The sequence below is a fragment of the Devosia sp. Leaf420 genome, from assembly GCF_001425445.1.
Taxonomy (GTDB): domain Bacteria; phylum Pseudomonadota; class Alphaproteobacteria; order Rhizobiales; family Devosiaceae; genus Devosia.
Genome location: NZ_LMQU01000013.1, coordinates 136,829 through 160,923 on the forward strand (window position 1 = coordinate 136,829; position 24,095 = coordinate 160,923).

Below are 24,095 nucleotides of genomic sequence, written 5' to 3' on the forward strand. Positions count from 1 at the left end.
TATCGCCTCAGTTACCTTTTGTGACCAAGGAGGGCATCAAATGTCCAAGCTCAAGATCGGCGTCATCATCTCGTCCACCCGTCCCACCCGTTTCGGCGATGTCCCCGCCAAGTGGATCCTCGAAAAGGCGAACGAGCGCCCCGAAATCGAAGCCGAGATCGTTGACCTCCGCGATTTCGACCTGCCGTTCTTCGACGAAATGGCCTCCAATGCCTGGATGCCGTCGCAGAACCCGGAAGCTGTTCGCTGGCAGAAGAAGATCGGCGAATTCGACGGCTTCATCTTCGTCGTTGCTGAATACAACCGCGCTGTCACCGGCGCGCTGAAGAATGCTCTCGACCAGGCCTATGTCGAGTGGAACAGGAAGGCTTTCGGTGCAGTCGGCTATGGCACTGTCGGTGCTGCTCGCGCCATCGAAAACCTCCGCACCATCGGTATCGAACTCCAGATGGTTTCGACCCGCTCGGCCGTTCACATTGCCGGCGGTGACTTCTTTGCCGTGCACCCGCTTGGTCAGCAGAACAAGCCAATGTCCGACATCGAGCCGTCGATCGGCGCTTCGACCAAGGACATGCTCGACCAGCTTATCTGGTGGGGCAATGCAGCCAAGGCTGCTCGCGGCTAAGCCGCAGCGCCAACCGGAATAACGAAGACCTCCAAGTCTCGTTTGCCTTGCAGGGGTTGTGCCGAAAGGTGCAACCCCTGCATGCCTTTGTAGTTCTGTAACTCTAATGGTGTTGTGTGTGGGAATGGGCGGGTGTATAGCGGCGCCCGCCCTTAACAGCGAGAGCCCAAAAGCTCATGACGCAAGTGGATTCGACCGGTCATGCCGGTGTGGCAGCGACCGGTGACGCCGGGCACTCACACAATAATCTCCCCATTCTCACCCTTGGCGCCATCGGCGTCGTCTATGGGGACATTGGTACCAGCCCGATCTACGCCTTTCGTCAGGCCATGCAGGTCAGGCCCGGAGCCGCAGCGTCGAACATCGAAGTGCTGGGCCTTCTCTCGCTGATCGTCTGGGCGCTGACCCTGACGGTGGCCGTCAAATACGTGTTCTTCGTGACCCGCGCCGATAATAATGGCGAAGGCGGTACGCTGTCGCTGATGGCGCTTGCGCGCAAAACATTTACCAATCCGCCGATCTGGATCACGACACTCGGCGTCCTCGGCGCGGCGCTTTTCTTTGGCGACGCTATCATTACGCCAGCAATTTCAGTCCTTTCGGCCGTGGAAGGTATCGAACTGGTTCAGCCGGGCATGACCCGCTGGGTCGTACCGATCACCCTTGTGATCATCCTTGGCATTTTTGCCGTCCAGAGGTTCGGCACGGCCAAGGTCTCGATCGTTTTCGGCCCGGTCACCATGGTCTGGTTCTTGACGCTCGGCATCGCCGGTTTGGTCAACATTTTCCAACACCCCGATGTGCTCCAGGCGCTTAACCCGCTGCTCGGCCTGCAGTTTCTGACCACCCATATCGGCATCGCTTTCGTCGTCGTTGGTGCCATCTTCCTTGCCGTGACCGGCGCCGAAGCGCTCTATGTCGACCTCGGTCATTTTGGCCGCAAGCCCATCGTCCTCGCCTGGTTCGGCCTCGTCTTTCCCTGTCTGCTGCTCAACTATTTTGGCCAGGGCGCCTACGTCATCGGCCATGGCGTCGATAACGTCGCGAGCCCGTTTTTCGAAATGATCCCGGAGTGGGGCCTTTTGCCCTTCGTCGGCCTCGCTACCCTCGCGACGATCATTGCGAGCCAGGCGGTAATCACCGGCACCTATAGCCTTACGCAGCAGGCCATCGCCCTCAATATGCTGCCGCGCATGGTCGTGCATCACACCTCGGCGACGCAGAGCGGCCAGATTTACATGCCGCAGATCAATTCGATGCTGATGATCGGCGTGCTGGTGCTAGTGGCGGCGTTCAGAAGTTCTGAAGCCCTTTCAAATGCTTACGGTATCGCCGTTTCCGGCGTGATGATCGTGACGCTGCTGCTTCTCGTTGTCGTCATGTGGCGCAACTGGAAATGGAACCCCATTGTCGTCGTCCTCTTCGGTGCCGTCTATCTGTGCATCGATGGCGGCTTCTTCGCCGCGAACGTGTCCAAGCTTTTCCAAGGCGGCTGGGTGCCGGCGGCAGTTGCACTCGGGGTCGCACTCCTGATGTGGAGCTGGATGGCCGGACGGAAGCGCCTGGCGGACAAGACGCGGCGCGACGAAGTTCCGCTGGAGTTTCTAGTCAACAATCTGGCCAAGAAGAAACCGACCACGGTGCCCGGGACCGCGATCTTCCTCACCAGCGATATCGAAGGCGCGCCGACGGCGCTCTTGCACTCTCTCAAGCACTACAAGGTGTTGCACGAGCAGAACGTCATCCTGACGGTCAAGACCTCGGCCTCTCCGCGTGTGCCAGATGATGAGAAGGTGACGATCGACGCCTACAACGAGCTGTTCTTCCGTGTCGTCGTGACCTTCGGCTATATGGAAACGCCGAACATTCCCAAGGCCTTGGCGCTCGCCCGCAAACTAGGCTGGAAGTTCGATATCATGTCGACCTCGTTCTTCCTGTCACGCCGGTCGCTCAAGGTCGGCAACAAGAGCGGTATGCTGCGCTTCTGGCAGGATCGCCTCTTCGTTCGCCTGGCACGCAACGCCAGCGACGCGACGGAATATTTCCATATTCCGACGGGGCGAGTTGTCGAGATCGGCACTCAGGTGGTGATTTAGTCCGCTTATTTCGGCATGTCAGGGCAGACATAGGGAACGTCGGCCAGCACGAAGCGCTGTTCGACATTCTCGCTTACCAGATGCAGGTTGAGGACAAGTTCGCTCGGCGACACGCTGACAATGTCCGCATTGATGGTCATGCCATCTTCGTCCCAGGAAATGGCTGTGTCAGAAACCTGCTGCCATTTGGAGAGGCGGTAAGTCTCCCAGCAGCTATCGGTGACTAGCGTGCCGTCGGCGAGAAAGATCTGCGCCGCACCGGGGCTAGCGGTATCACCCTGCTGTATCCAGACTTTGTTGAGCAATGGGTTGTCGCTGTCAGTATCGACGTCGCCATCGATCGCAGTGTCTTCTGCTGCTGCCGGAATGCACCCCGCGGCGCCGACGCCCCAGACGGTGAGCAGGGCAATGATTGCTGCCTTGGTATCCATGCACTTCTCCCTTTATGCAGCCAAGATGGTCACCTCAAATGACAGGTACAAGGCTGTTCCCGCCTTGCGGCGAAATTTCGATGGCTGAGAGGATTTTTGGGGGCGGCCGGACGAGATAGCTATTGGCGGTGAGATAAACGAAAGCCCATCTAACCTCACGGTCGGATGGGCTTATTTTGTTTCAGGCCGGACGAGAGGTTGTGCCGGGCCTGAGATTGTTAGGCGCGTTGTAGGCCGAGGATGCGGTCGTGATCGGAAACGCGTTGCGTTTGGACCGGCCAGAGCGAATAGTCGACGCTGCCCAGTTCGCGCTGGGCGTGGACGGGCCAATTGGGGTCGTTCATTGCGCCACGTGCAAGGGCGATGAAATCGGCGTCGCCGCGCTGGATGATCGCTTCGGCTTCATGCACATCGCCAAGAAGACCGACGGCCATAGTGGGGATATCGGCGCCTTGCTTGACCGCCCGGGCGAAATCGACCTGATAGCCGGGCGCCGAGGCGATACGGCCCTGCGCAAACCCGCCGCTCGAACAATCGATGCCATCGACGCCGCGTGCCTTAAGTTCGCGCGAGAGCACGACGCTGTCCTCGACCGTCCAACCGCCTTCGGCATTGTCGCTGACCGAGATGCGCGCGAGGAGCGGCTTGTGGGCCGGCCAAGCGGCGCGCACAGCCTCGGTGACCTCAAGCACCAAGCGCATGCGGTTCTCTCGGCTGCCGCCATATTCGTCGGTCCGATGGTTGGCGAGCGGCGAGAGGAACTGGTTGAGGAGGTAACCATGGGCGGCGTGGATTTCGACCGTGTCGAAGCCCGCCTTTTCGGCGCGAAGCGTCGCGGCGACGAACCCATCAATCACATGCTGGATGCCAGCCTTATCGAGTTCTGTCGGGACCTGAAAGCTCGGATCGGCGGGGTTGGCCGATTCTGCGCTCGGCGCAACAGGCTGCCAGTGTTCGTAACCGGCCCCCTTCTTCTGCTCCTCGGTCTGCAGCTCTTCCGGACCGCGCCAGGAAACGGGGGTCGAAGCCTTGCGGCCGGCATGGGCAAGCTGAATGCCCGCGGCCGAGCCCTGCGTGTGGAGGAAATCAACGATACGGGCGAGGGGGGCGATATGGTCGTCTTTCCACAGGCCCAGGTCGGCGTAGGAAATACGGCCTTCTGCAACGACCCCAGTCGCCTCGAAAATAACGAGCCCAAAGCCGCCGATGCCGAAGCGGGCGAGATGGGCGAAGTGCCAATCATTGGCGAAACCATCGATAGCGGAATATTGGCACATGGGGGCGACAACCGTCCGGTTGCGCAGCGTCAGGTCGCGCAGGGTGATGGGGGAAAATAGTTCGGTCATGAAATTCTCTCGAAACGCGTCGCCGGAAACGGCATCGCTGGATAGATGCACTTCGTTCGCTCTATCGGCAAGTGCCGATGAACATATTCGTTGGCCGGCATTGCAGGGGTGCGTGTTAAGCAGCTCTGGCATGGGCAGAATCGCAGCGTTACACTAACGTTGAACGGCGCACTGGGAGAGGGCGATGAAGATTACGCTAGACCTCGATGCGCTTGTCGCGGCAGGCAAAATCTCGCCCGAGGAAGCCGAACGTCTCAAAGGGTTTGCTGCAGCCGATACTGGCGCCCTCGGCGCCAATATTCTCTTCGCGCTCGGCGCCATTGCGGTTTGCGGTGGCATCGGGGCATTGCTCCCGACGCTCGAGACTTTGGTCGCGCTCGGCGCTGTGCTTTTTACGACTGGCCTCGTCGTGCGGCTGCGCGCCTTGCCGCGGATGCAGCTCTTCGCGCAAATCATCATGACGATTGGCGCTCTGGCATTGTGCAGCGGCGTCGGCGGCCTCTATGGCGACAATCCGCTCGTGCGCGTGGCGCTGACGCTTGGATTGGCCGCCGCGTCAATCGTTGCGCGATCCGGCCTTCTGGCTGCGTTTGCGGTGCTCGGCTTTGCAACTGTTCTCGTCTTCAACGATGTGTCCTGGCCGCCAAACCACATGATGGTCACCGTCATCGTCGGTTTGTGCGCACTGATCCTTGCCCTTTATATGATTTCGCTGCGCCTGCGGCCCGCAGAAGAAGGTCTGGCGATCGTCGCCATGCGCGTGGCGATTGTGCTGGTCAACGGGGCCTTTCTCCTCGGTTCTCTCTTTGGCGACGATAGCGCCGGCATCAGTTCGACGTGGTTTTCAATCGTCTGGGCGCTGGCTCTGCTCGCATTTGGCGCCTGGGCCGTTGCAGCAAACCGGCGCTGGGTCGTCAATAGCGTCGCCGTTTTCGGCGCCGTCCACTTCTTCACGCAGTGGTTCACCTTCCTCGGCGCGCAACCTCTGTCGATCCTTGGCGGCGGGCTGCTGCTGATCGTTTTCGGTCTTGCCCTCGCGCGTTTCAACCATTGGGTCGGCGACCGGCCTACAAAAGGCAAAGCATAGATGACGTTTACCGCTGAGAGATTTCGCGCGCTTCTAGGTTTCGAGCAACGGTCGGCTGTCGAAACCGATCGGCAGATCGAAGACTACGGCGATTATGTCGTCGAATATTTACGCCTGCAGATCTGCGGGCAGGATGTGCGTGGAATTCTGACGCGGCCTACCGTGGTCGATGGGACACTGCCAGCAATCCTTTATGGCCATTCGCATGGCGGCGGCTATGCGATCGGCGCGCGTGAATTGCTCGATGGGCGCGAATATCTGGTGGGGCCGCTGGGGCCGGTTTTTGCGCGCGCCGGCTATGTAACGCTCTGCATCGATATGCCGATCTTTGGCGAGCGGGCCACGGTGAGCGAAAGCGCTGCGGCCAAGGCGTTGCTTTGGCACGGCAAATCGCTGTTCGGTGAAATGTTGTCTGATCACGCAGCGGCGCTGACTTATCTTGCAGGACGCGACGATGTCGACGCCAAGCGCATCGGGGCATTCGGGCTCTCGATGGGGTGCGTGTTGAGCTATTGGCTTGCCGCGATCGATGATCGGATCGCCGCCGTCGCACATCTCTGCTGCTTTGCCGATTTCCGAACCATGATCGAACTCGGCGCGCATGACGGGCACGGGATTTATCTGACCGTGCCGGGCCTGTTGCGCGAGGCCGATGGCGGGACGATTGCGGCCCTGATCGCACCGCGGCCGCAATTGATCTGCGTTGGCGAGGCCGATCATTTGAGCCCGCCGCTGGCCGTGCAGCGGGCCGGGGCAGAATTGCAGCCGGCTTATGCCGGAGCGCCGGGAAAACTGGAGCTTGTGAGTGAGCCGGGTATCGGGCATCAGGAAACGCCGCGCATGCGGGAGGCGGTGCTGGCGTTTTTTGGGAAGTGGCTGGGGTAAGCCTCTCTAGGCGCCGTCACTCTCGCCCGGCACCAATTCCATCGGCCAAATCCTCTGTGTTCGGCCCAGGGGATAAGCCTCCGCATAGGCCGGCATCGTGGCTAGCAGCGCCTCACCGATAGCAGCGCCGAGGCCAGTAAGGGACAGGCGGAAGCAGGTGAGGCGGGGGGACATGTAGCGAGAGACGGGATTTTCGCGGAAACCGATCACTGCGAGATCTCGCCCGGCTTGCAGGCCAGCTTCTCCAAGTTGGCGATAGAGGCCGAGCGCCAGCAATTCATAATTGAGGATGACGGCGCTGGGGCGGTCCTTCATGGCCAAGAGCTCGTGGCCGAGTTGATACCCGCCAAGCTCTGATGACGGCACACGGAAGACCATGGACGGGTCGAAGGCGATGCCGTGGCGGGCCAGCGCGGCCTTATAGCCATCAAGGAAGATGAAGCCGAGATTGATGTCATTGCTGGGCACGGCCACGGCGATGCGGCTATGGCCGGCCGAGACCAACCGATCGATGGCGCGGCGGGCGGCGCCATCGAAATCAAGGTCGATCCAGGGATAATCGCCCGGGGTGTTGGAGCGCCCCAGGGTGATGAAAGGGATGCGCATCTTGGTCAGCATATCAATGCGCGTGTCCTTGCGGTGCGTTGCCGAGATGATGAGACCATCGACCAGGCGCCGCGCCATCATGCGCTGGAGATAGACCGCAGGGTCTTCGCCCGTGGGGCAGGGCAGGACGATAAGATCGAGATGGTGGCGGGCGAGCACGGACTGCACGCCATCGAAAACGCCCATGAAGAAGTTGTCATTGCCGCCATTCACATCGGCGCCAAGCTCGATCATGAATCCGATGGCGTTGGTGTTGCCCTGGCGTAGGCTGCGGCCTGCCTGATTAGGCACATAGCCCATGGCGGCGGCGGCTTCGAGAACGCGCTGTCGGGTCTCCGCGCTAACATCGGCTCGGCCGTTGAGGGCGCGAGAGACGGTGCCGATCGAAATGTCGAGTTCTTGCGCGAGCCGTCTGATGCCCTTCACTTGGCCCCCCCAAGAAATTTCCAGAAACGTTTACGGCGATGTCTTGACATGAAATCGCTCCCGATTGTAGCGTCGTAAACGTTTACGGCAACGCGTGCAGGACGCCCATAAGAGGCCCGCCGACTGTTGCAGGGGAGAGGATCTTTGCAGTTTACTGCCGTTCTTGCGGGTTGCGGAGCCATGTCCAAAGGCTGGCTCAACGCCCTGACCGAGCACCCTTTGCTCAAGGGGCGGGTGCGCATTGTCGGCCTCGTGGATCTCGACCCGAAGGTGGCCGAGGCGCGGGCTGCGGAATTTTCTCTTTCGGACGTGGTGATCGGTAGCGATCTCGATACGGTTCTCGCCGAGACCAAGCCCGATCTTCTGTTCGATGTCGTCGTGCCCAATGCGCGGCCTGCACTTGTTGCGACCGGGTTGCGCCATGGTTGTCATGTGCTGACGGAAAAGCCGATGGCGCCGACGCTCGATGCTGCGCGGCAGATGGTGGCTGAAGCCAATGCAGCCGGGAAAATCCATGCCGTGGTGCAGAACCGGCGCTATGTACCGGGCGTGCGGCGCATTCGGCAGGTGATCGAGAGCGGCGCGCTGGGGCAGTTGACCTCGATCAATTGCGATTTCTTCGTCGGTGCACATTTCGGCGGTTTCCGCGAGCAGATGGAAAACGTGCTACTACTCGACATGGCGATCCACACGCTCGACGCGGCGCGGTTCATGGCTGGCACGGCGCCAAAGGCAGTCTATTGCCTTGAGGTCAATCCGCCGGGCTCCTGGTATGCCCATGGCGCGGCGGCCAATGCGATCTTCGAATTCGAGGACGATATCGTCTTCAACTATCGCGGCAGCTGGAGCGCTGAGGGCGCCAATACGAGCTGGGAAGCCTCCTGGCGGATCGTCGGGACCAAGGGCACGCTGCTTTGGGACGGCTACGACATATTCGAAGCGCACCAGGTGGCAGGGACCGAAGGCTTCTTCCGCGATCTGCAGCCGCTCGACATTCCCGACATGCCCGATGCGTCGAAGACCGAGGGGCATGCCAGCGTCATTGCCGATTTCCTCGACGCCATTGAAGCCGGCGCTGCACCCGAAACGGTCGGCAGCGACAACATAAAAAGCCTCGCCATGGTCTTTGGGGCCATCGAAAGCGCGCGGCTCAAGCAACGTGTTCAGATTTCAGCTTAAGGTTTTTGTTCGTGTCCAACCCCGCCAAATCCATTCGCATCGGCACCATGATCCAATCCACGGAGGGGAAGGCGCCGGAGAATATCGCAAAAATTGCCGACCTCGGCTTTGAGAGCTTTGAGCCGTTCTTCTGGCAGACGACGAATGGCCAGGACCTGGCGGAACTGGGCAAGCGCTGTCTCGATGCGATCGGGGGTCGCGACATCACCATTTCGACCATCGGCATGTTCGGTAATCCGCTCGAAGACCAAGAGATGGACCGCCAGACGCTCGAAGGCTGGAAGCAGTGCATCGACAATGCGCACCATTTTGGCGCGACCTGCGTCGCTGGTTTCACCGGGCGCATTCGTAACAAGGTGCTGACGGATAGCCTGCCGCGCTACAAGGAAGTGTGGAGCGAACTGGCGAAGCGCGCTGCGGACAAGGGCGTGAAGATCGCCTTCGAAAACTGCGCCATGGACGGGAATTGGGCGAGCGGCGACTGGAACATCGCGCACAATCCCGATGCCTGGGAGTTGATGTTCAACGAGACGCCGGACGACAATATCGGGCTCGAATGGGAGCCATGCCATCAGATGGTCTATCTGATCGACCCCATGCCGCAGATCCGGAAATGGGCGCACAAATTCTTCCACATCCACGGCAAGGACGCGACGATCCGCTGGGAGGTCATCAAGGAGCATGGCGTCTTCGGCAAGGAGAAGTTCGTCTTCATGCGCACGCCGGGTTTTGGCGATAGCAACTGGACCGATGTGATCTCGGAATTGCGGCTCGCGGGCTATCAGGGCTCGATCGATATCGAGGGCTGGCATGACCCGGTTTATCGCGGCGATCTCGAGATGACGGGGCAGGTGCATGCGCTCAATTATCTCAAGGCCAGCCGGGGCGGAGAATTTGTTGCCGCATAAGTCATACTTAACTTGACGTAGGCAAGAAAAACGTTTTTTCTGGATGAGAAAACGGTTTCTCGGGAGGGTTTCGTGAGCGCTGGGGGAGGTCGAGTTCGCATTTACGATGTCGCACACCTCGCCGGCGTGAGCGTTGCGACGGCCTCGAAGGCCTTAAACGATACGGGCCGCATGACCGACGAGACGCGGGCCAAGGTTAAGGTCGCTGCGGCAGAACTGGGCTTTCGGCCCAATGCGATGGCGCGGGGGTTGATCCAGCGCCGCAGCTTTACCATTGGGCTGCTGACCAACGACAGCTATGGCCGATTTACGTTGCCGGTTATGGCTGGGATTTCAGAGGCGCTGGTTGATCAGGGTGTGTCGGTTTTCCTGTGCGGGATCGAGGACGATCCGGCGCTGGGCAAGCTTCATCTCGATGCCATGCTCGACAAGCAGGTGGATGGAATCATCGCCTCGGGCAAGCGTGTGGACCGACGGTTGCCGGTGGACCTCAGCAACCTGCCAGTGCCGGTGGTCTATGCCTTTACAGAAGGGCATGAGGGGTCGGTGACGCTGGTTTCAGACGATGCGCAGGGGTCGGCCGAGGCGGTCGAGCATCTCAAGCGTCTGGGTCGAAAACGTATTGTCCACGTTACCGGTCCTGAGACCTTCGCCTCGGTGCGTGAGCGCGCGGCAGCCTATCGCAACGCGCTGGGAGGCGAGGGCATCGTGCTCCATGGCGAGTGGTCTGAGCATTGGGGACATGCGGCCGTCGATCTTCTGTGGACCGCTGAAGGCGCGCGGCCGGATGCGATTTTTTGCGGCAATGACCAGATCGGTCGCGGCGTCGTCGATGCCTTGCGCGAGCGCGGGGTCAGCGTGCCGGAAGATGTCGCCGTGGTCGGGTTCGACAACTGGGACATCGTTGCGAGCCAGACGCGACCGCCGATGACGTCGGTCGACATGAACTTGAAAGCCATCGGGCGGGAAGCCGGGCGGCTGGTCCTGGAATTGGCGGAGGGGAGGGCAGTTGAGCCGGGGATCCGGAAACTGCCGTGCCGTCTCGTCATCAGACAATCCTGCGGCGGAAACGCTGCGGTTACGCATCGACGCGGAGGGGTAGAAGCCACCGTCGACTAAAGCCTGGCTGGGGCTGGAGGGCCCCAATCGGAGCAATTTGCGGCGCTTGTGCCGCTTGGGAGAGGAACGACATGAAACTGCATTTTGCCGCACTGATGGCTGCCGCCAGCATTGGCGCAATGAGCCTTGCGACGCCTGCCTTCGCGCAGGTCACGCTGAAGATCTGGTCGATCGATGGCGTCGATCGTCCCGGTATCGCCGACACCTGGTCCAAGGAATTCGACGAAGCCAATGAAGATATCGTCGTCGAATATCGCGCCGTTCCATTCGATGAGCTGGTCAACGAAACGCTGCGCGCCTTCGCGACCGGCAATGCGCCCGATATCGTCTCGTTCGACAATCCGGACTTTGCCATGTTCTCCTCGCGCGGGGCGATGCTCGACATCACCGATCGCGTGAAGAACTCGGAAATCCTGAGCAAGGCGCAGTATTTCGAAGGCCCGCTCAATTCCGTCACCTGGGACGGCAAGCTCTACGGCATTCCGAAATATACCGACACGATCGGTGTCTTCTACAACAAGGATCTTTTCGCCAAGGCCGGCATCACCGAGCCGCCGCAGACCTGGGATGAATTTGCTGCCGACGCTGAAAAGCTGACCGATAGCGCCGCTGGCGTCTATGGCGCGACGTTCTCGGCCCGCGCCGGCGAAGAAGGCACATTCCAGTTCCTGCCCATCATCCAGATGTCGGGTGGCGGTTATGACCACGTGAACACCGAGGGCGCGGCCCAGGTGCTCGATCTGTGGAAGAAGATGATCGACAATGGATGGGCCTCCAAGGACGTTCTCAGCCTGGGTCAGTGGGATTCGACCGGTACATTCAACTCGGGCAATGCCGCCATGGCCGTTTCTGGTCCATGGGAAGTCGATCGCATGATCGAAGACGCCAAGTTCGACTGGGGCGTGACATTGCTCCCAACCATCACCGAAGGCGGCGATCGCTCTTCGGCTCTCGGTGGCTTCGACTGGGGCATCATGTCGACGACCAAGCATCCGGACGAAGCCTTCCGCGCGCTCGAGTTCTTCTCGAGCAAGGACGGCACGATGTTTGAAGACTTCGGTAACCTTCCAGCCCGCGCCGATATCGCTCTGCCCGCCAGCGGCGATGCGCATAAGGACGCTGCTCTCAAGGTGTTCCAGGAACAGCTGAAGTACGCTCAGCCGCGCGGTCCGCACCCGGAATGGCAGAAGATCTCCAAGGCGATCTATGATGCCATGCAGGCAGCCCTGACCGGCCAGATGTCGTCCAAGGACGCGCTGGATCAGGCTCAGGCTTCGATCGACACCATCCTCGGAAAGTAAGGTCTTCGCCTCTCTCTAAGGGGAGAGGTCGACATGAAGCATCACCGAATTCGCGTCAGCGAATTCGGTTGGGGTGAGGGGGCTTTCTCGTCCTCCCTGAAGAGAAGGCTCCTTCACCCCAAGTGCTTTGCAATCCGACTGCTCCCGCAAAGGGAGGGGTGGTCTGCGGCCCGCCTTGGAGGTCTTATGCAACGATTTCTTTCTGGCCTGCGCGATGGCGTGGGATTCGATATTCTTCTGATCAGTATCGCGATGCTCTTTCTCATCGCCATGGCGGGCTTGCCGCTGGTCTATAATGTGCTGATGAGCTTTCAGCAGGTGGACATGTTCACCCTGGGCTCATTCATCCGGCCATTTGCCGGCATCCAAAACTATATCGACGTGGTGCGTCAGCCCGAATTCTGGCTGGTGACGCGCAATACGGCCGTCTTTGTTTTCTTCTCGATGGCCGGACAATTTGTGCTTGGCTTCGCGCTGGCGCTGTTCTTCGCGCAGAAGTTTCCGGGCGCTGCCACCATTCGCGGACTGTTCCTCGTCTCCTGGGTCATGCCCGGTCTCGTCGTCGGCGCGATCTGGAGCTGGATCCTCGCCGGTGACTTCGGGGTGCTCAACGCCATCCTCAAGAGCCTTGGCATCATCCAATCCAATATCTTCTGGAAGTCGGATCCGAGCGTTTCGATCTGGGCCGTGATCATTGCCAATATCTGGCTTGGCCTTGCCTTCAATATGCTGCTGCTCTCGGTGGGTCTCGCTGGTATTTCGCGCGATCTCTATGAGGCTGCGGAACTCGATGGTGCCAATGCCTTTCAGCGCTTCTGGACCATCACGCTGCCGATGATGCGGTCGACGATCGGCGCGGTGCTGTCGCTTGGTTTGATCGGCACCTTGCAGCAGTTCGACCTTTTTCCCGCGATCACCGAGGGTGGCCCGGCCAATACCTCGACCGTGGCGCAATACTGGTCCTGGCAGATGAGCTTCCAGCTCTACGATTTTGCCAAGGGCGCGACGATTTCCGTGATGATGCTGGTGCTCGTGCTGTTCGCCTCGATCATCTATGTGCGTTCAACCCGGCACGAGGTGCGCGGATGACCCGGCCTTATGTTCCTTGGCTGCTGCTGGCCGTCGCTTTGGCGCTGGCTGCGGTATATCTCTTCCCGCTCTATTGGATGTATATCACCAGCCTCAAATCGGGTTCGGAGATCTTTGCCAATCCGCCGACCTTCTGGCCGCGCGAAGCCGATCCGTCCGTCTATGGCGCCGTCTGGTCGCGCCGGACGATGTCGACCTTCCTCTGGAACTCGACGCTGATCGCGGCGGGCGTGACGGCGATTACGGTCATCTTCGGCACGGGCTGCGCCTATGTGCTGGCGCGGTATCGCAATGTCTGGGTGGATGTGGGCCTCTTCGCCATTCTGATGCTGCAGGTGTTGCCGGCATCGGTGATGGTGACGCCGCTCTTTGTCGCCTTCAACCAGTTTGGCTTGCTCAACTATCCACGCACCGCCGTAGTGCTGGCCGCGGCCGCCAAGGCCATGCCATTCTTCGTTGTGCTAGTCCGCGCCACATTCATGACTGTGCCGCGGGAGCTTGAAGAAGCGGCGCTCGTCGATGGCAATTCCCGCATGGGGGCGTTCTTCTCGATCGTCCTGCCGCTGGCCCGGAATGGCATTCTGGTCTGCGCCATTCTCACCTTCATGAGCTCGTTCGGCGAATACATCTACTCCAAGTCGATCATCCAAGACCCATCGCTGCAACCGGCCAGCGTCGGCCTTTCCGGCTTCCTCGGTCCCAATTCGACCGACTGGAATTCCATCATGGCCTATTCGGCGATCTATGTGACGCCGATCCTTGCCGTCTTCGTGCTGTTGCAGCGCCGGATCGTCTCCGGCCTCACCTCGGGAGCCCTCAAATGACCGCCCAGATCGAACTCAAGAATATCGAAAAGCACTATGGGTCGTTTCATGCCCTCAAAAATGTGAGCCTGACGATCGACAAGGGCAGCTTCGTTGCGCTGGTCGGGCCTTCGGGATGCGGAAAATCGACGCTGTTGCGCTCGATTGCCGGGCTCGAAACCATCAGTTCGGGCGAATTGTCCATCGCTGGCAAGACGATGACCGGGGTTCCGCCACGGCATCGCGACATTGCCATGGTGTTCCAGAGCTATGCGCTCTACCCGCACATGACGGTGGAGGAAAACCTCACCTATTCGCTGCGGCTCCATGGTGTCGGCAAGGCTGAGGCAAAAGCCAAGGCGGCCGAGGTGGCGCAGACGACGGGGTTGGGCCAGCTTTTGCCCCGCTATCCCCGCCAGCTTTCGGGCGGGCAGCGCCAGCGCGTGGCCATGGGTCGGGCGATCATCCGTAACCCCAAGGCGTTCCTTTTCGACGAGCCGCTTTCGAACCTCGACGCGGCGCTGCGCGTGCAGATGCGCAAGGAAATCCGTGCGCTGCATGATCGGCTTGGCGCGACATCGGTCTACGTGACGCATGACCAGATCGAGGCCATGACCATGGCCGATTGGGTAGTGGTGATGCGCGATGGGATCATCGAACAGCAGGGGCGGCCGCTTGATCTCTACGATCATCCGGTCAACCGATTCGTCGCCGGCTTCATCGGCTCGCCAGCTATGAATTTCATCGAAGGCAAGATTGCGAGTGATGGGCGGGCTGTGAACCTCGTCGGGGGCGAGCGTATTCCGCTGGCGCGACAGGCAGAGCCGAACCAGCCGGTGGTTGCGGGTTTGCGGCCGGAGCATATGAAGCTCGCAACGGGCACGCCGACTTTCCACTTCCCGGTGGGCAATGTGGAGTCGACGGGCTCGGCGACATATCTCACCTCGGCAGACGGTCACCTGCAACTGGTGCAATCGGAACGCTCGACGGTTTCGGTCGGCGATCGGGTTGGGGTCGAGATCGATCCGGCGCTGATTCATCTCTTTGATCCGCAGAGTGGGAAGCGGATTTAGTCCGGCGGTTTCGCCTTTCACTAACTGCCACCCCGGCTCTTCGCGGGGGTGGCATCCAGAAGTCGACTTCGAACGTCTAAAAATCTGTCAGCGAAAAGGTTTTCTCAAATGTCTCGCTATGCTCCCGTGCCGTTTCCGGATGTGCGGCTTGAAGGACAATTCTGGCATGAGCGCCTGGAAACGGTGCTCGACCGGACCGTGCCCAGCCAGCACAAGAAGCTGGGTGAATATGGCATTCTCGACTCGCTGAAGCTGCCGAACCCGCCACCGCCACTGCGTTTTCCGCGTCACGCCAACGGGTTTACTGTCCAGGTCTTTTGGGACAGCGATGTCGGCAAGTGGATCGAGGCTGCAAGCTATGCCCTGGCGCATCGGCGCGACGAGGATATCGAAGCCAAGATCGAGGCAGCAGTCGATGACCTCGAAAAGGCGCAGTCGCCCGACGGTTATCTCAATTGCTGGTATTTGGGGCATGAGCCGCAGAACCGCTGGACGAACCTTCGCGACAATCACGAAATGTACAATGCCGGGCATCTACTCGAAGGCGCGGTAGCTTATTATCGCGTAACTGGCCGGCGACGTTTCCTCGATATCATGGAGCGCTATCTCGACCACATTTATTCGACCTTCGGCACCGAGCCGGGCAAGCGCCGCGGCTATGATGGGCACGAGGAAATCGAGCTTGCGCTGATGAAGCTCTATTACCTCACCGGAGAAAAGAAGCACCTCGACTTCGCTACTTATCTCATCAACGAGCGCGGGCAACAGCCGCCGCACTATTTCGATATCGAACGGGAAGCGCGCGAAGGGGCAGAGTCCAAGCAGCGCTATGTCTTTGCGAATTACGAATATTCGCAGAGCCACAAGCCGGTGCGCGAGCAGGATAAGGTGGTCGGGCACGCGGTGCGCGCCATGTATCTCTATACGGCCATGGCGGACCTTGCGGCAGAACTTAATGATCCCGAACTCAAGCGCGCCTGCGAGGTGCTCTGGGACGATGTGATGGAAACCAAAATGTATGTGACGGCGGGCCTTGGGCCGTCAGCGCATAACGAGGGTTTTACCCATGACTTCGACCTGCCGAACCAGACGGCCTATGCCGAAACCTGCGCTTCAGTTGCGCTGATCTTCTGGGCGCAACGCATGCTGCATCTCGATCTCGACGGCAAATATGCCGACATTCTCGAGCTTGCGATGTTCAATGGCGCGCTTTCGGGGTTGAGCCGCGATGGCGAGCATTATTTCTATGCCAATCCGCTCGAGAGCGACGGCACGCCCACTCGCTGGGATTGGCACACCTGTCCGTGCTGCACAATGAACGTATCGCGGCTCGTTGCATCGGTCGGAGGCTATTTCCTCTCGACGGCTGAGGATGGTGTTGCGTTTCACCTCTATGGTGGGATTTCGAGTGCAGTCGACGTTGCAGGCACCAAGGTCGCTTTCCGCGAAGTGTCCAACTATCCTTGGTCGGGCGACATCAAGATTTCTGTCGATCCCGAGACTGCGGCCGAATTCGACGTGAAGCTGCGTATTCCGGACTGGTGCGAGGGCGCGAGCCTCTCGGTCAATGGCGAGGCTGTGCCGGTGAAACCCGAGAAGGGCTATGTCACGGTGCGGCGGACCTGGGTTAAGGGCGATACGATCGCGCTTGATCTGCCGATGCCGGCCGAGCGGCTCTATTCGCATCCGGGCGTGATCATGAATGCTGGTCGCGTCGCGCTGAAGCGCGGACCACTGGTCTATTGCATCGAGGAAGTCGACAATCCCGGCGGACGCGTCCAGCGGATCAGGATCAAGCGCGATGGCGAAGTAGAGGCGAAGACTGACAGCGGGCTCTTTGATGGTGTGGTGATGCTGAAAGCGCAGGCGCTCGCGGTAGACGAAGGCGAATGGCAAGGGCTCTATCGCAGCAAGCCGCCCGTCGAAAAGGAGTCGAGCCTGACGGCAATTCCTTACTATCTCTGGGCCAATCGTGGCCAGGGCAGCATGGTGGTGTGGATACCGGAAGTGCTGTGATTATTCCGCGCTGATGATATGAGCGTCCCTGCAATTTGCGGGGACGTTTTTATATGGAAAAGCGATCGGGCCTCGGCACGCTCGGGGGGCTGACATCGGTGCTGATCTGGTCGCTGACGGCGCCGGTCATGGCGCTGGCGGTGGGCGTCGATCCGTTTTTGTATGTGGCGTTGGGGGATGGGGTCGGGGCTCTGGCCTTTGTTGTGCTCTGGATCCTGCGGCGCGAAAATCCGCTGCCGGAACTCCGGATCGTGCCGCGCTGGTTTTATGGGCTCGGACTGATTGGCATTGGCCTCCACAACATCACCTGGGTGGCCGCAGTGCAGAACGCGCCGCCGCTCGAAGCGACACTGATCATCTATACCTGGCCACTGCTGGTGATCGTGCTGACGACGATTTCCCTCAAACAGAAGCTGCGGTGGTATCATATCGTGGCTGGGATACTGGGACTCGCGGGTATCGCCGCCCTTCTCGCAGGACGCGGTCTCGCGCTAGGGGAGTTCACACTGATGCCGGGGCATGGCTGGGCAGTGGTGTGTTCGCTGAGCTGGAGCGTCTTCTCGGCAGTTTCCGCGCGCTACTCCTATTTGTCGAGCAAGTTCCTCGGCGTCGTCTTCCTGATGAGCAGCCTGATCAACGGATCGATCTGGCTACTTATCGGCGCACCACCGGCGCCGGGATTGAGCCTGTCGATTGTCGGGGTAGCCTCGATCGGCTTTGCACTCAGCTACGCGGCCTGGGATTTCGGCATGAAGCACGGCAATGCCCAGATGATCGGCGTGTTGAGTTTTCTGACGCCGGTTTTGTCAGCGGTATGTCTTGTGGCGCTCGGGCAAGCGGAGGTGACGGTCAGCCTCCTCCTGGCGCTTGGGCTTGTGATGCTCGGGATCGGCATCGCGCGGTTTGGCGAAGCCCGCGCCAGTTAGGTACCGAGCGTCGCTGCCAGTTTGGCGCATTGCACGCGGATGTCGGGAATAGCTTCGATTTCGAAGAACCGGCCACGGGTGAGCGGACCAACGACGCGGATGTGCTGAGAGACGGTGCCGTCGCCAGCGATGAGTGCAGTCTGTTCATCGACATCGAGGCCGATATGGAGCGGATCGGGACGGGCGCTGCCGGCGGTGATGAGTTGGCGGATGACCGGATTGGCGCTGGCCGTGACATCGACGCTGACGCCGCCGCAATCGTAGACGCGGGCGACATCGATTGTTTCCCGCCGCTCGGTGCCGCGCGGGCGAATGGTGGCGCGTGCGCCGTCGCCCTGGCGCTCGATGCCCACGAACTCGGCGGCAACCAACTCGACCTGGCCGCTTTCAACCGCACGAACGAGGCCAGCATGAAGATCAGGCGGCAAGCGGTGGCGATGAACGTTCCACCATGGGCGCAGATGGCGGAGGAATCGGCGCTTTTCGTGATCGGGCCAGCTCTGCCAAAGGCGCTGATTGAAGGGGCGGAGACCATCGACGACGCTGCGCCAATCGCCGCCATTGGCCTCTGTCTCGGCAATCAATTCGCGGAACCAGCGCGTGATATAAGTCAGGCTCGTGCCGAAGGGGACGTCAGCAGCGTCGATGGTGATAGGGGCGACGTCCTTATGCGCCTGCGGCAGGAGGCCGTTTCGCGAAACGACCGTGACGGGGCCGGTGTGCTTGGTTTCCGAAAGGGAGACCCACGCATCCACCATGCTGAGGCCGGAGCCCAGGATCATCACGGGAGAATCGGGCGGCAGCGTCGTATCTCGGTCGGAAGTCGCGCGAACAGCGATCCCCTTGCCGCGGGCCGGCTGGGTTTCGTGGCCAACGGCAAGCGCCGCCCAGCGGGCGACGAGGCTGGTGCCATTGGCGAGGGCAACTTCGACGCCGGTCTTGCTTTCACGCACCGCATCGACCTCTTCGCTCAACACCCGTAGGCGACCGGGCAGGGATTCCCCGGCCTCGCGCAGGACGTGTTCGAGATAGGCGCCATAGACCCGGCGGGGCACAAAGGTCCAAGATGTAGCATGGCGGCCGGGTTCGCGGCGCTGCAGCCAGCGCCAGAAATGTTCTGGATCATCGGCAAAGGCGCTCATGCCGCGGGCGGGAACATTGACGCGATGATCGCGCTGGAGTGCGGAATAGGCGAGGCCCTGTCCAAAGCGGCCCTGACGTTCAACCAGTGTGACCCGAAGATCTGGATCGGGATTGCGCAAGAGATGTGCCGCGAGCAACACGCCGCTGGCGCCGCCGCCAATGATGATGATCGACTTGTTGGCAGCGCTCATGGGGTGTTCCGCTTGTTCAGGCGGTGAGCGATTGCTCCACCGCTTCGGCGCCGCCCATGGCGGCCATTTGCGTCAGGCTGGTCTGGTCGAGAACCTGCGCGATGGCATTGCGCACGTCGAGCATCAAATGCCGCACCTGGCAGGTTTCCACATCGCAGTCCTCGCAGGGCTGATAGCGCGTGCGGCTGGCGCAGGGAATGGGCGCAAGCGGGCCATCGAGCACGCGGACGACGTGACCGATCATGATTTCCGCCGCCGGTCGGGCCAGACCGTAGCCGCCGAGCTTGCCCTTGCGGCTGCGTACGAAACCCGCATTGCGCAGTTCGGCGAGGATCGCGTCGAGAAATTTCTTGGGGATGGCGTTGGCCTGAGCCAATTCGGCGACGCCCGTCAGCTGACCCTCTGGCAGGCGCGACAGCGCCGTAAGAGCCTTGAGCCCGTATTTGCCCTTTTTGGTCAGCATAATGCGCAGTTCCCGGTCCGATCGCGACGGCGATCAGTATCGCGGGTACCGCTTTAAATTTGATAGACATTCTCGACAAGTCCTTTGCCGATGTCGTGACGCAAGCGCCGATCGGCTTTTGCCTCGATCTGTTGAGCAAGATCATAGCCGCCGGTCCAGCGACCGAAGCCGCTGGCAATATTGATATGGCCATTGTCTCCGAAGCCGAGGAAGGTGGCGCCCCATGCTGAGGTCAGCGAACGCGCCTTTTCCTGGCTCATGTAATCGTCATTGCGGCTGGCAATGACGAGCGCTGGAAAGGGCAGGGCATCGGTGGGCAGCGTGCCGAATTCATAGGTGCGCGCGTGAATGGTCGAGGTGCGCTCGATATCGGCGGGTACGACAAGCAGGGCGCCACCAACCAGCGGCGCGACAGAGCTGGACGCGAGGCGCGCGATCAGGATGGCGCCGAGACTATGACCAACGATAATTGCGCCAGGGTGAGCGATGACGGCGCGCTCAAGCCGGGCCAGCCAGCGTCCCGCATGCGGATTGGACCAGTCGGACTGTTCGACCAGCTCGGAATGCTCGTGATCGGCCATCCAATGATGCTGCCAATCGCCGTCGCCGGATCCATTGAGACCGGGTACGATGATATGGGTGCGGCTCATCGCGTGAGGAGATTTTCTGGATTTTCCAGTTTATCGAAATGCGTGTCTGACGCCTTGTCCTCGACGGTTTGCTCCGGCTCGCTCTCGAATATGGCATCGGGTGTCAGCGCAGACACGCCGCCAAAGAAGCTCAGCTTTTGTGGAGCTTCGGCAGCTCGGAACCGCTGGCTGTGGCTTGGGTCAAGAATTCCGAAGAAGGGCACCATGCTGTTTCTCCTTGAAGTAGACCACGCGAAGCGGTCGTCTTGTTCCAAAACTCTATCAATACAGTCGGGATTGAGAAGGTCTGGTCTTGCGCGCCTTAACGCCGAAGGAGAAAATTTTGCCCCGGCTGTCGTGGTCGGGCGGTTTATTGGCAATGACGTTCTCTTTGAATGCGTTTTGGCCAAAGAGTCTCGCGTTTCATCCATCTATTCGTTAAAGCAGCCCATCTAAGATGTGGCAAAGGCACTGCCGCATTTCGTCGGGAAAGCAACACGAATCCCTCTTGCGCGGAACCGTACCGTACGGTACGCCTGCGGACGGAAAGTGCCGGAAGCGTTCGGCATTGTCGTGCGGGGAACGACGAGTGGCTTTGCCCATCAAGATCAGCGAAGAGACGTTTACGCCGCGCCAGCAGGCTGTGCTGACGGCAGCGCTCGACCTGCTGGTCGAGAATGGCGATGGGCTGACGATGACCGCCGTGGCCCGACGGGCGTCTTGCTCGAAGGAAACACTCTATAAGTGGTTCGGCGATCGCGATGGTCTGCTCACGGCAACCGTGCAGTGGCAGGCCGCCAAGGTGCGCATGCCGACCGTCGATCGCAGCCATCTCAGCGCCAAGGTGCTGCGCGAAAGCCTGCAGCAGTTTGCGCGGGACCTGCTGACGACCATTATCGGGGAAGTGTCCATCACCCTGAACCGCACCGCCATTACCCATGCGGCGCAGGAGAAGGACAGTCTTGGGAACATCGTGCTCGAAAACGGGCCGATGGCGATCCGGCGGCGGCTCAAGCCCATTCTCGAAGCGGCTCGCGACGCACGTTTGCTTCGTTTTCCATCCAGCGAAGATGCATATCGCTGCTTTTTCGGCCTTGTCGTGCGCGATGTGCAGATCCGTCTGCTGCTCGGGGACAAGGGGCTGACCCAATCCAATGTCGAAGCCAATATCGAAGCCGATGTGGTGGCTGCGACAGACCAATTCCTGGCCCTCTATGGGGCCAAGGCAAATCTTTAAAAAAGTTCGCAGTTGAGGGGAGATACCCATGCGCGTTTATTACGATCGTGATGCCGACATCAACATCATCAAGTCCCGGAAGGTCGCCATTATCGGCTACGGTTCGCAGGGCCATGCCCATGTGCTGAACCTGCGCGACTCGGGCATCACCGACGTCGCCGTGGGCCTGCGTCCCGGCTCGCCGTCGGCCAAAAAGGCCGAAGGCGAAGGCCTCAAGGTCATGTCGGTTGCCGAGGCATCCGCCTGGGCCGACGTGATCATGCTGCTGACCCCGGATGAACTGCAGGCCGATATCTACAAGAAGGACATCGAGCCCAATATCCGTGACGGCGCAGCGCTCGCTTTCGCCCACGGCCTCAACGTCCACTTCAACCTCATCGAACCCAAGTCCACCGTCGACGTGATCATGATCGCGCCAAAGGGCCCGGGCCACACTGTTCGCGGCGAATACCAGAAGGGTGGCGGCGTGCCGTGCCTCATCGCCGTGCACCACGACGCGTCGGGCAATGCCCATGACATCGCGCTCGCTTATGCTTCGGGCGTTGGCGGCGGCCGTTCGGGCGTCATCGAAACCAACTTCCGCGAAGAGTGCGAAACCGACCTCTTTGGCGAACAGGCCGTTCTCTGCGGCGGTCTCGTTGAACTGATCCGCGCTGGCTTCGAAACGCTGGTGGAAGCCGGCTATGCGCCGGAAATGGCCTACTTCGAGTGCTTGCACGAAGTGAAGCTGATCGTCGACCTGATCTACCAGGGCGGCATCGCCAACATGAACTACTCGATCTCGAACACGGCCGAATGGGGTGAATATGTCACCGGTCCGCGCATCATCACCTCGGAAACCAAGGCCGAGATGAAGCGCGTGCTGCACGACATCCAGTCGGGCAAGTTCACCTCGGACTGGATGCAGGAATACAAGGGCGGCGCCTCGCGCTTCAAGGCGACCCGTCGCCTCGCCGACGAGCATCCGATTGAAGAAGTCGGCGCCAAGCTCCGCGACATGATGCCGTGGATCAAGGCCGGCGCTCTCGTGGACAAGGCGAAGAACTAAGCTTGGCCTTGCTCCCCGGTCTTTTCGTCGGCGCGCTAACGCGACGCCAGTGATCAAGGCTGACGAGCTGGTCGACAAGGCGAAGACCTAATCGCCATACTCGCAATATAGAGACGGGGGCTTCGGCCCCCGTTTTCGTTTGGCTACAGGAGCGAAGAGCGCATGAGCATCGGCATCGTCCCCATCAAGGGCGTAGACATTCGCTTTGTCGAAGGAGCCTGGCCGCTGCCGGATGAGCTTCGGGCTTCCGTGGCGCCGCGCTGGGCGGAGATGATCACGGCCAATCCGCATCTCTGGGACGGTCGCATTATCGGCGTGACCCCGCCCACGATCGATGCCGACGGTATTTTGCGTGCCGAGGCGAAAGAGGATGCGTTCTCGGCTTTTCTGACCTGGCGCGAGGCGGGGTTCCCACAGATCGGTATTCATAATCTCTTCGGCTCGGCGCTGATCATGTCGAACGACGGCTACATGATCTTTGGGCTGATGGGCGACGATACCGCCAATGCCGGGAAGATTTATCCGGCCGGCGGTTCGCTGGAGCCGCGTGATGTCTTGCCGGATGGGCGGATCGACGTGGCCCGCTCGACGCAGTGGGAGTTGGAGGAGGAAACCGGATTGAACCATGCGGATGCGCGTCTGGGCAACCTCGTGGCCGTTCTCGATGGCCCGCGCATTTCGATTGGTCAGGCATACCATTTCGACACGACGGCAGATGATCTCGTCGCTCAGATCCGAGCAAATCTCGAAACGCAGGACCATCGCGAACTGGCTGACGTGGTCGCGCTACGCCGTGGCGCCGATGCGGCAGGCAGGGGGCAGGTAATGGCTTATGCTGCCGAATTGCTGGATGCCTGGCAGGATGGACGGATCACGCTCTAGGCGCGCTTTTTCATCGACACTGCTTGCACGATCGGCGTTCGACCGGATACCGCTATCAGCATAGTTTGCGCTCGATCAGGACTGACTCGCATGAGCAATGAAGACCATATCGCCAAGGTGAAGCGCCAGGAGCTCGAGCTGGTTCTGCCGGTGCTCGACGAAGCCGTGGCCTACGATATCGGCTCGGCCATTCGGAGGCGCGCTGTGGCTGAGGGATTGTCGCTGGTGGTCGATATCCGCACCTGGGACCGGCAGCTGTTTTTCACGGCCACGCCGGGCACGAGTTCGGACAATGCTGAATGGGTGCGACGCAAGATCAATACGGTGAAGCGCTTTCACCGGGCGAGTTATCGCATGGTGCTGGAGCGTGGCGAGGTGCCGTTTCCGCCGCAGTCCGGCGCCGACGTTGCCGACTATGTCATTGCCGGCGGTGGCTTTCCGCTGCGCGTGCCGGGTGCGGGAATCATCGGTTCGCTGACGATTTCCGGCCTGCCGGGTTGGAAGGATCATGCCGTGGCGGTCGATGCGCTGTGCGACCATCTTGGCCGCGATCGCGCCGATTACGCTTTGCCTGAGGCCTCTTGAG

The 24,095-nt window shown here is 60.5% G+C and carries 24 protein-coding genes; 17 read left to right on the plus strand and 7 right to left on the minus strand.

What is annotated here, in order from left to right; all coding sequences use genetic code 11:
- Window positions 1-40 precede the first annotated feature (40 nt).
- Together ASG47_RS16550 and ASG47_RS16555 are read left to right on the plus strand one after the other, a co-directional pair.
- Window positions 41-625: an NADPH-dependent FMN reductase gene (locus ASG47_RS16550; RefSeq protein ID WP_061911058.1), complete on the plus strand. Its 585-nt coding sequence runs from the start codon at window positions 41-43 to the stop codon at window positions 623-625.
- Between the two features lie 176 nt (window positions 626-801).
- Window positions 802-2,721 (plus strand): potassium transporter Kup, encoded by a 1,920-nt coding sequence (locus ASG47_RS16555; RefSeq protein WP_082461345.1) that lies wholly within the window; start codon window positions 802-804, stop codon window positions 2,719-2,721.
- Window positions 2,722-2,726: 5 nt separating this feature from the next.
- Here ASG47_RS16555 and ASG47_RS16560 read toward each other — a convergent pair whose 3' ends face one another.
- Window positions 2,727-3,152 (minus strand): hypothetical protein, encoded by a 426-nt coding sequence (locus tag ASG47_RS16560; protein WP_061911061.1) that lies wholly within the window; start codon window positions 3,150-3,152, stop codon window positions 2,727-2,729.
- A 218-nt stretch (window positions 3,153-3,370) separates the two neighbouring features.
- Window positions 3,371-4,498, minus strand: coding sequence for an NADH:flavin oxidoreductase/NADH oxidase (locus ASG47_RS16565; protein WP_061911063.1), 1,128 nt, complete (start codon window positions 4,496-4,498; stop codon window positions 3,371-3,373).
- 184 nt (window positions 4,499-4,682) lie between these two features.
- Between ASG47_RS16565 and ASG47_RS16570 the strand changes: the two genes are divergently transcribed.
- Both ASG47_RS16570 and ASG47_RS16575 read left to right on the plus strand, forming a co-directional pair.
- Window positions 4,683-5,585, plus strand: a complete 903-nt coding sequence (locus tag ASG47_RS16570; protein WP_061911065.1) for a hypothetical protein — start codon at window positions 4,683-4,685, stop codon at window positions 5,583-5,585.
- On the plus strand, window positions 5,586-6,470 hold the full coding sequence (locus ASG47_RS16575; RefSeq protein WP_061911067.1) for an alpha/beta hydrolase family protein: 885 nt from the start codon (window positions 5,586-5,588) through the stop codon (window positions 6,468-6,470).
- A 6-nt stretch (window positions 6,471-6,476) separates the two neighbouring features.
- On the opposite strand, the gene ASG47_RS16580 is transcribed toward ASG47_RS16575, so the two are convergent.
- Window positions 6,477-7,502: a LacI family DNA-binding transcriptional regulator gene (locus tag ASG47_RS16580; protein ID WP_061911069.1), complete on the minus strand. Its 1,026-nt coding sequence runs from the start codon at window positions 7,500-7,502 to the stop codon at window positions 6,477-6,479.
- A gap of 144 nt (window positions 7,503-7,646) precedes the next feature.
- On the opposite strand from ASG47_RS16580, the gene ASG47_RS16585 reads away from it, so the two are divergent.
- The 9 genes from ASG47_RS16585 (at window position 7,647) to ASG47_RS16625 (ending at window position 17,916) form a co-directional block, all read left to right on the plus strand.
- The gene (locus tag ASG47_RS16585; RefSeq protein ID WP_156464146.1) at window positions 7,647-8,681 is read left to right on the plus strand and encodes a Gfo/Idh/MocA family protein; all 1,035 of its coding nucleotides are present in this window, start codon (window positions 7,647-7,649) and stop codon (window positions 8,679-8,681) included.
- Between the two features lie 11 nt (window positions 8,682-8,692).
- A complete protein-coding gene (locus ASG47_RS16590) occupies window positions 8,693-9,589 on the plus strand; it encodes a sugar phosphate isomerase/epimerase family protein (protein WP_061911608.1) in 897 nt (298 codons plus the stop codon).
- 72 nt (window positions 9,590-9,661) lie between these two features.
- The gene (locus ASG47_RS16595; protein ID WP_061911073.1) at window positions 9,662-10,708 is read left to right on the plus strand and encodes a LacI family DNA-binding transcriptional regulator; all 1,047 of its coding nucleotides are present in this window, start codon (window positions 9,662-9,664) and stop codon (window positions 10,706-10,708) included.
- Window positions 10,709-10,779: 71 nt separating this feature from the next.
- Window positions 10,780-12,009, plus strand: a complete 1,230-nt coding sequence (locus tag ASG47_RS16600; protein ID WP_061911075.1) for an ABC transporter substrate-binding protein — start codon at window positions 10,780-10,782, stop codon at window positions 12,007-12,009.
- A 186-nt stretch (window positions 12,010-12,195) separates the two neighbouring features.
- Window positions 12,196-13,098, plus strand: coding sequence for a carbohydrate ABC transporter permease (locus ASG47_RS16605; protein ID WP_061911077.1), 903 nt, complete (start codon window positions 12,196-12,198; stop codon window positions 13,096-13,098).
- On the plus strand, window positions 13,095-13,922 hold the full coding sequence (locus tag ASG47_RS16610; RefSeq protein WP_061911079.1) for a carbohydrate ABC transporter permease: 828 nt from the start codon (window positions 13,095-13,097) through the stop codon (window positions 13,920-13,922). Before ASG47_RS16605 ends, ASG47_RS16610 begins: the two co-directional genes overlap by 4 nt.
- Window positions 13,919-14,974 (plus strand): ABC transporter ATP-binding protein, encoded by a 1,056-nt coding sequence (locus tag ASG47_RS16615; RefSeq protein ID WP_061911081.1) that lies wholly within the window; start codon window positions 13,919-13,921, stop codon window positions 14,972-14,974. Before ASG47_RS16610 ends, ASG47_RS16615 begins: the two co-directional genes overlap by 4 nt.
- A 108-nt stretch (window positions 14,975-15,082) precedes the next feature.
- Window positions 15,083-16,990 (plus strand): glycoside hydrolase family 127 protein, encoded by a 1,908-nt coding sequence (locus tag ASG47_RS16620; RefSeq protein ID WP_061911083.1) that lies wholly within the window; start codon window positions 15,083-15,085, stop codon window positions 16,988-16,990.
- 53 nt (window positions 16,991-17,043) lie between these two features.
- Window positions 17,044-17,916 carry a DMT family transporter gene (locus tag ASG47_RS16625; protein WP_061911085.1) on the plus strand — a complete coding sequence of 291 codons (873 nt, stop codon included), beginning with the start codon at window positions 17,044-17,046 and terminating at the stop codon, window positions 17,914-17,916.
- On the opposite strand, the gene ASG47_RS16630 is transcribed toward ASG47_RS16625, so the two are convergent.
- The 4 genes from ASG47_RS16630 to ASG47_RS16645 are packed head-to-tail and all read right to left on the minus strand — an operon-like array spanning window position 17,913 to window position 20,569.
- Window positions 17,913-19,250, minus strand: coding sequence for an FAD/NAD(P)-binding protein (locus tag ASG47_RS16630; protein ID WP_061911087.1), 1,338 nt, complete (start codon window positions 19,248-19,250; stop codon window positions 17,913-17,915). The genes ASG47_RS16625 and ASG47_RS16630 overlap by 4 nt on opposite strands.
- Window positions 19,251-19,266: 16 nt before the next feature.
- Window positions 19,267-19,713, minus strand: a complete 447-nt coding sequence (locus ASG47_RS16635; protein ID WP_061911089.1) for an RrF2 family transcriptional regulator — start codon at window positions 19,711-19,713, stop codon at window positions 19,267-19,269.
- Window positions 19,714-19,766: 53 nt separating this feature from the next.
- The gene (locus ASG47_RS16640) at window positions 19,767-20,363 is read right to left on the minus strand and encodes an RBBP9/YdeN family alpha/beta hydrolase (protein ID WP_082511798.1); all 597 of its coding nucleotides are present in this window, start codon (window positions 20,361-20,363) and stop codon (window positions 19,767-19,769) included.
- The gene (locus ASG47_RS16645; RefSeq protein WP_061911091.1) at window positions 20,360-20,569 is read right to left on the minus strand and encodes a hypothetical protein; all 210 of its coding nucleotides are present in this window, start codon (window positions 20,567-20,569) and stop codon (window positions 20,360-20,362) included. Before ASG47_RS16645 ends, ASG47_RS16640 begins: the two co-directional genes overlap by 4 nt.
- Before the next feature lie 362 nt (window positions 20,570-20,931).
- Between ASG47_RS16645 and ASG47_RS16650 the strand changes: the two genes are divergently transcribed.
- From ASG47_RS16650 to ASG47_RS16665, 4 genes are all read left to right on the plus strand, one after another.
- Window positions 20,932-21,579: a TetR/AcrR family transcriptional regulator gene (locus ASG47_RS16650; protein ID WP_061911093.1), complete on the plus strand. Its 648-nt coding sequence runs from the start codon at window positions 20,932-20,934 to the stop codon at window positions 21,577-21,579.
- A 28-nt stretch (window positions 21,580-21,607) separates the two neighbouring features.
- Window positions 21,608-22,627: a ketol-acid reductoisomerase gene (ilvC, locus tag ASG47_RS16655; RefSeq protein ID WP_061911095.1), complete on the plus strand. Its 1,020-nt coding sequence runs from the start codon at window positions 21,608-21,610 to the stop codon at window positions 22,625-22,627.
- A gap of 162 nt (window positions 22,628-22,789) precedes the next feature.
- Window positions 22,790-23,509, plus strand: coding sequence for a hypothetical protein (locus ASG47_RS16660; RefSeq protein ID WP_061911097.1), 720 nt, complete (start codon window positions 22,790-22,792; stop codon window positions 23,507-23,509).
- 90 nt (window positions 23,510-23,599) lie between these two features.
- Window positions 23,600-24,094: a heme-degrading domain-containing protein gene (locus tag ASG47_RS16665; RefSeq protein WP_061911099.1), complete on the plus strand. Its 495-nt coding sequence runs from the start codon at window positions 23,600-23,602 to the stop codon at window positions 24,092-24,094.
- Window position 24,095 lies beyond the last annotated feature (1 nt).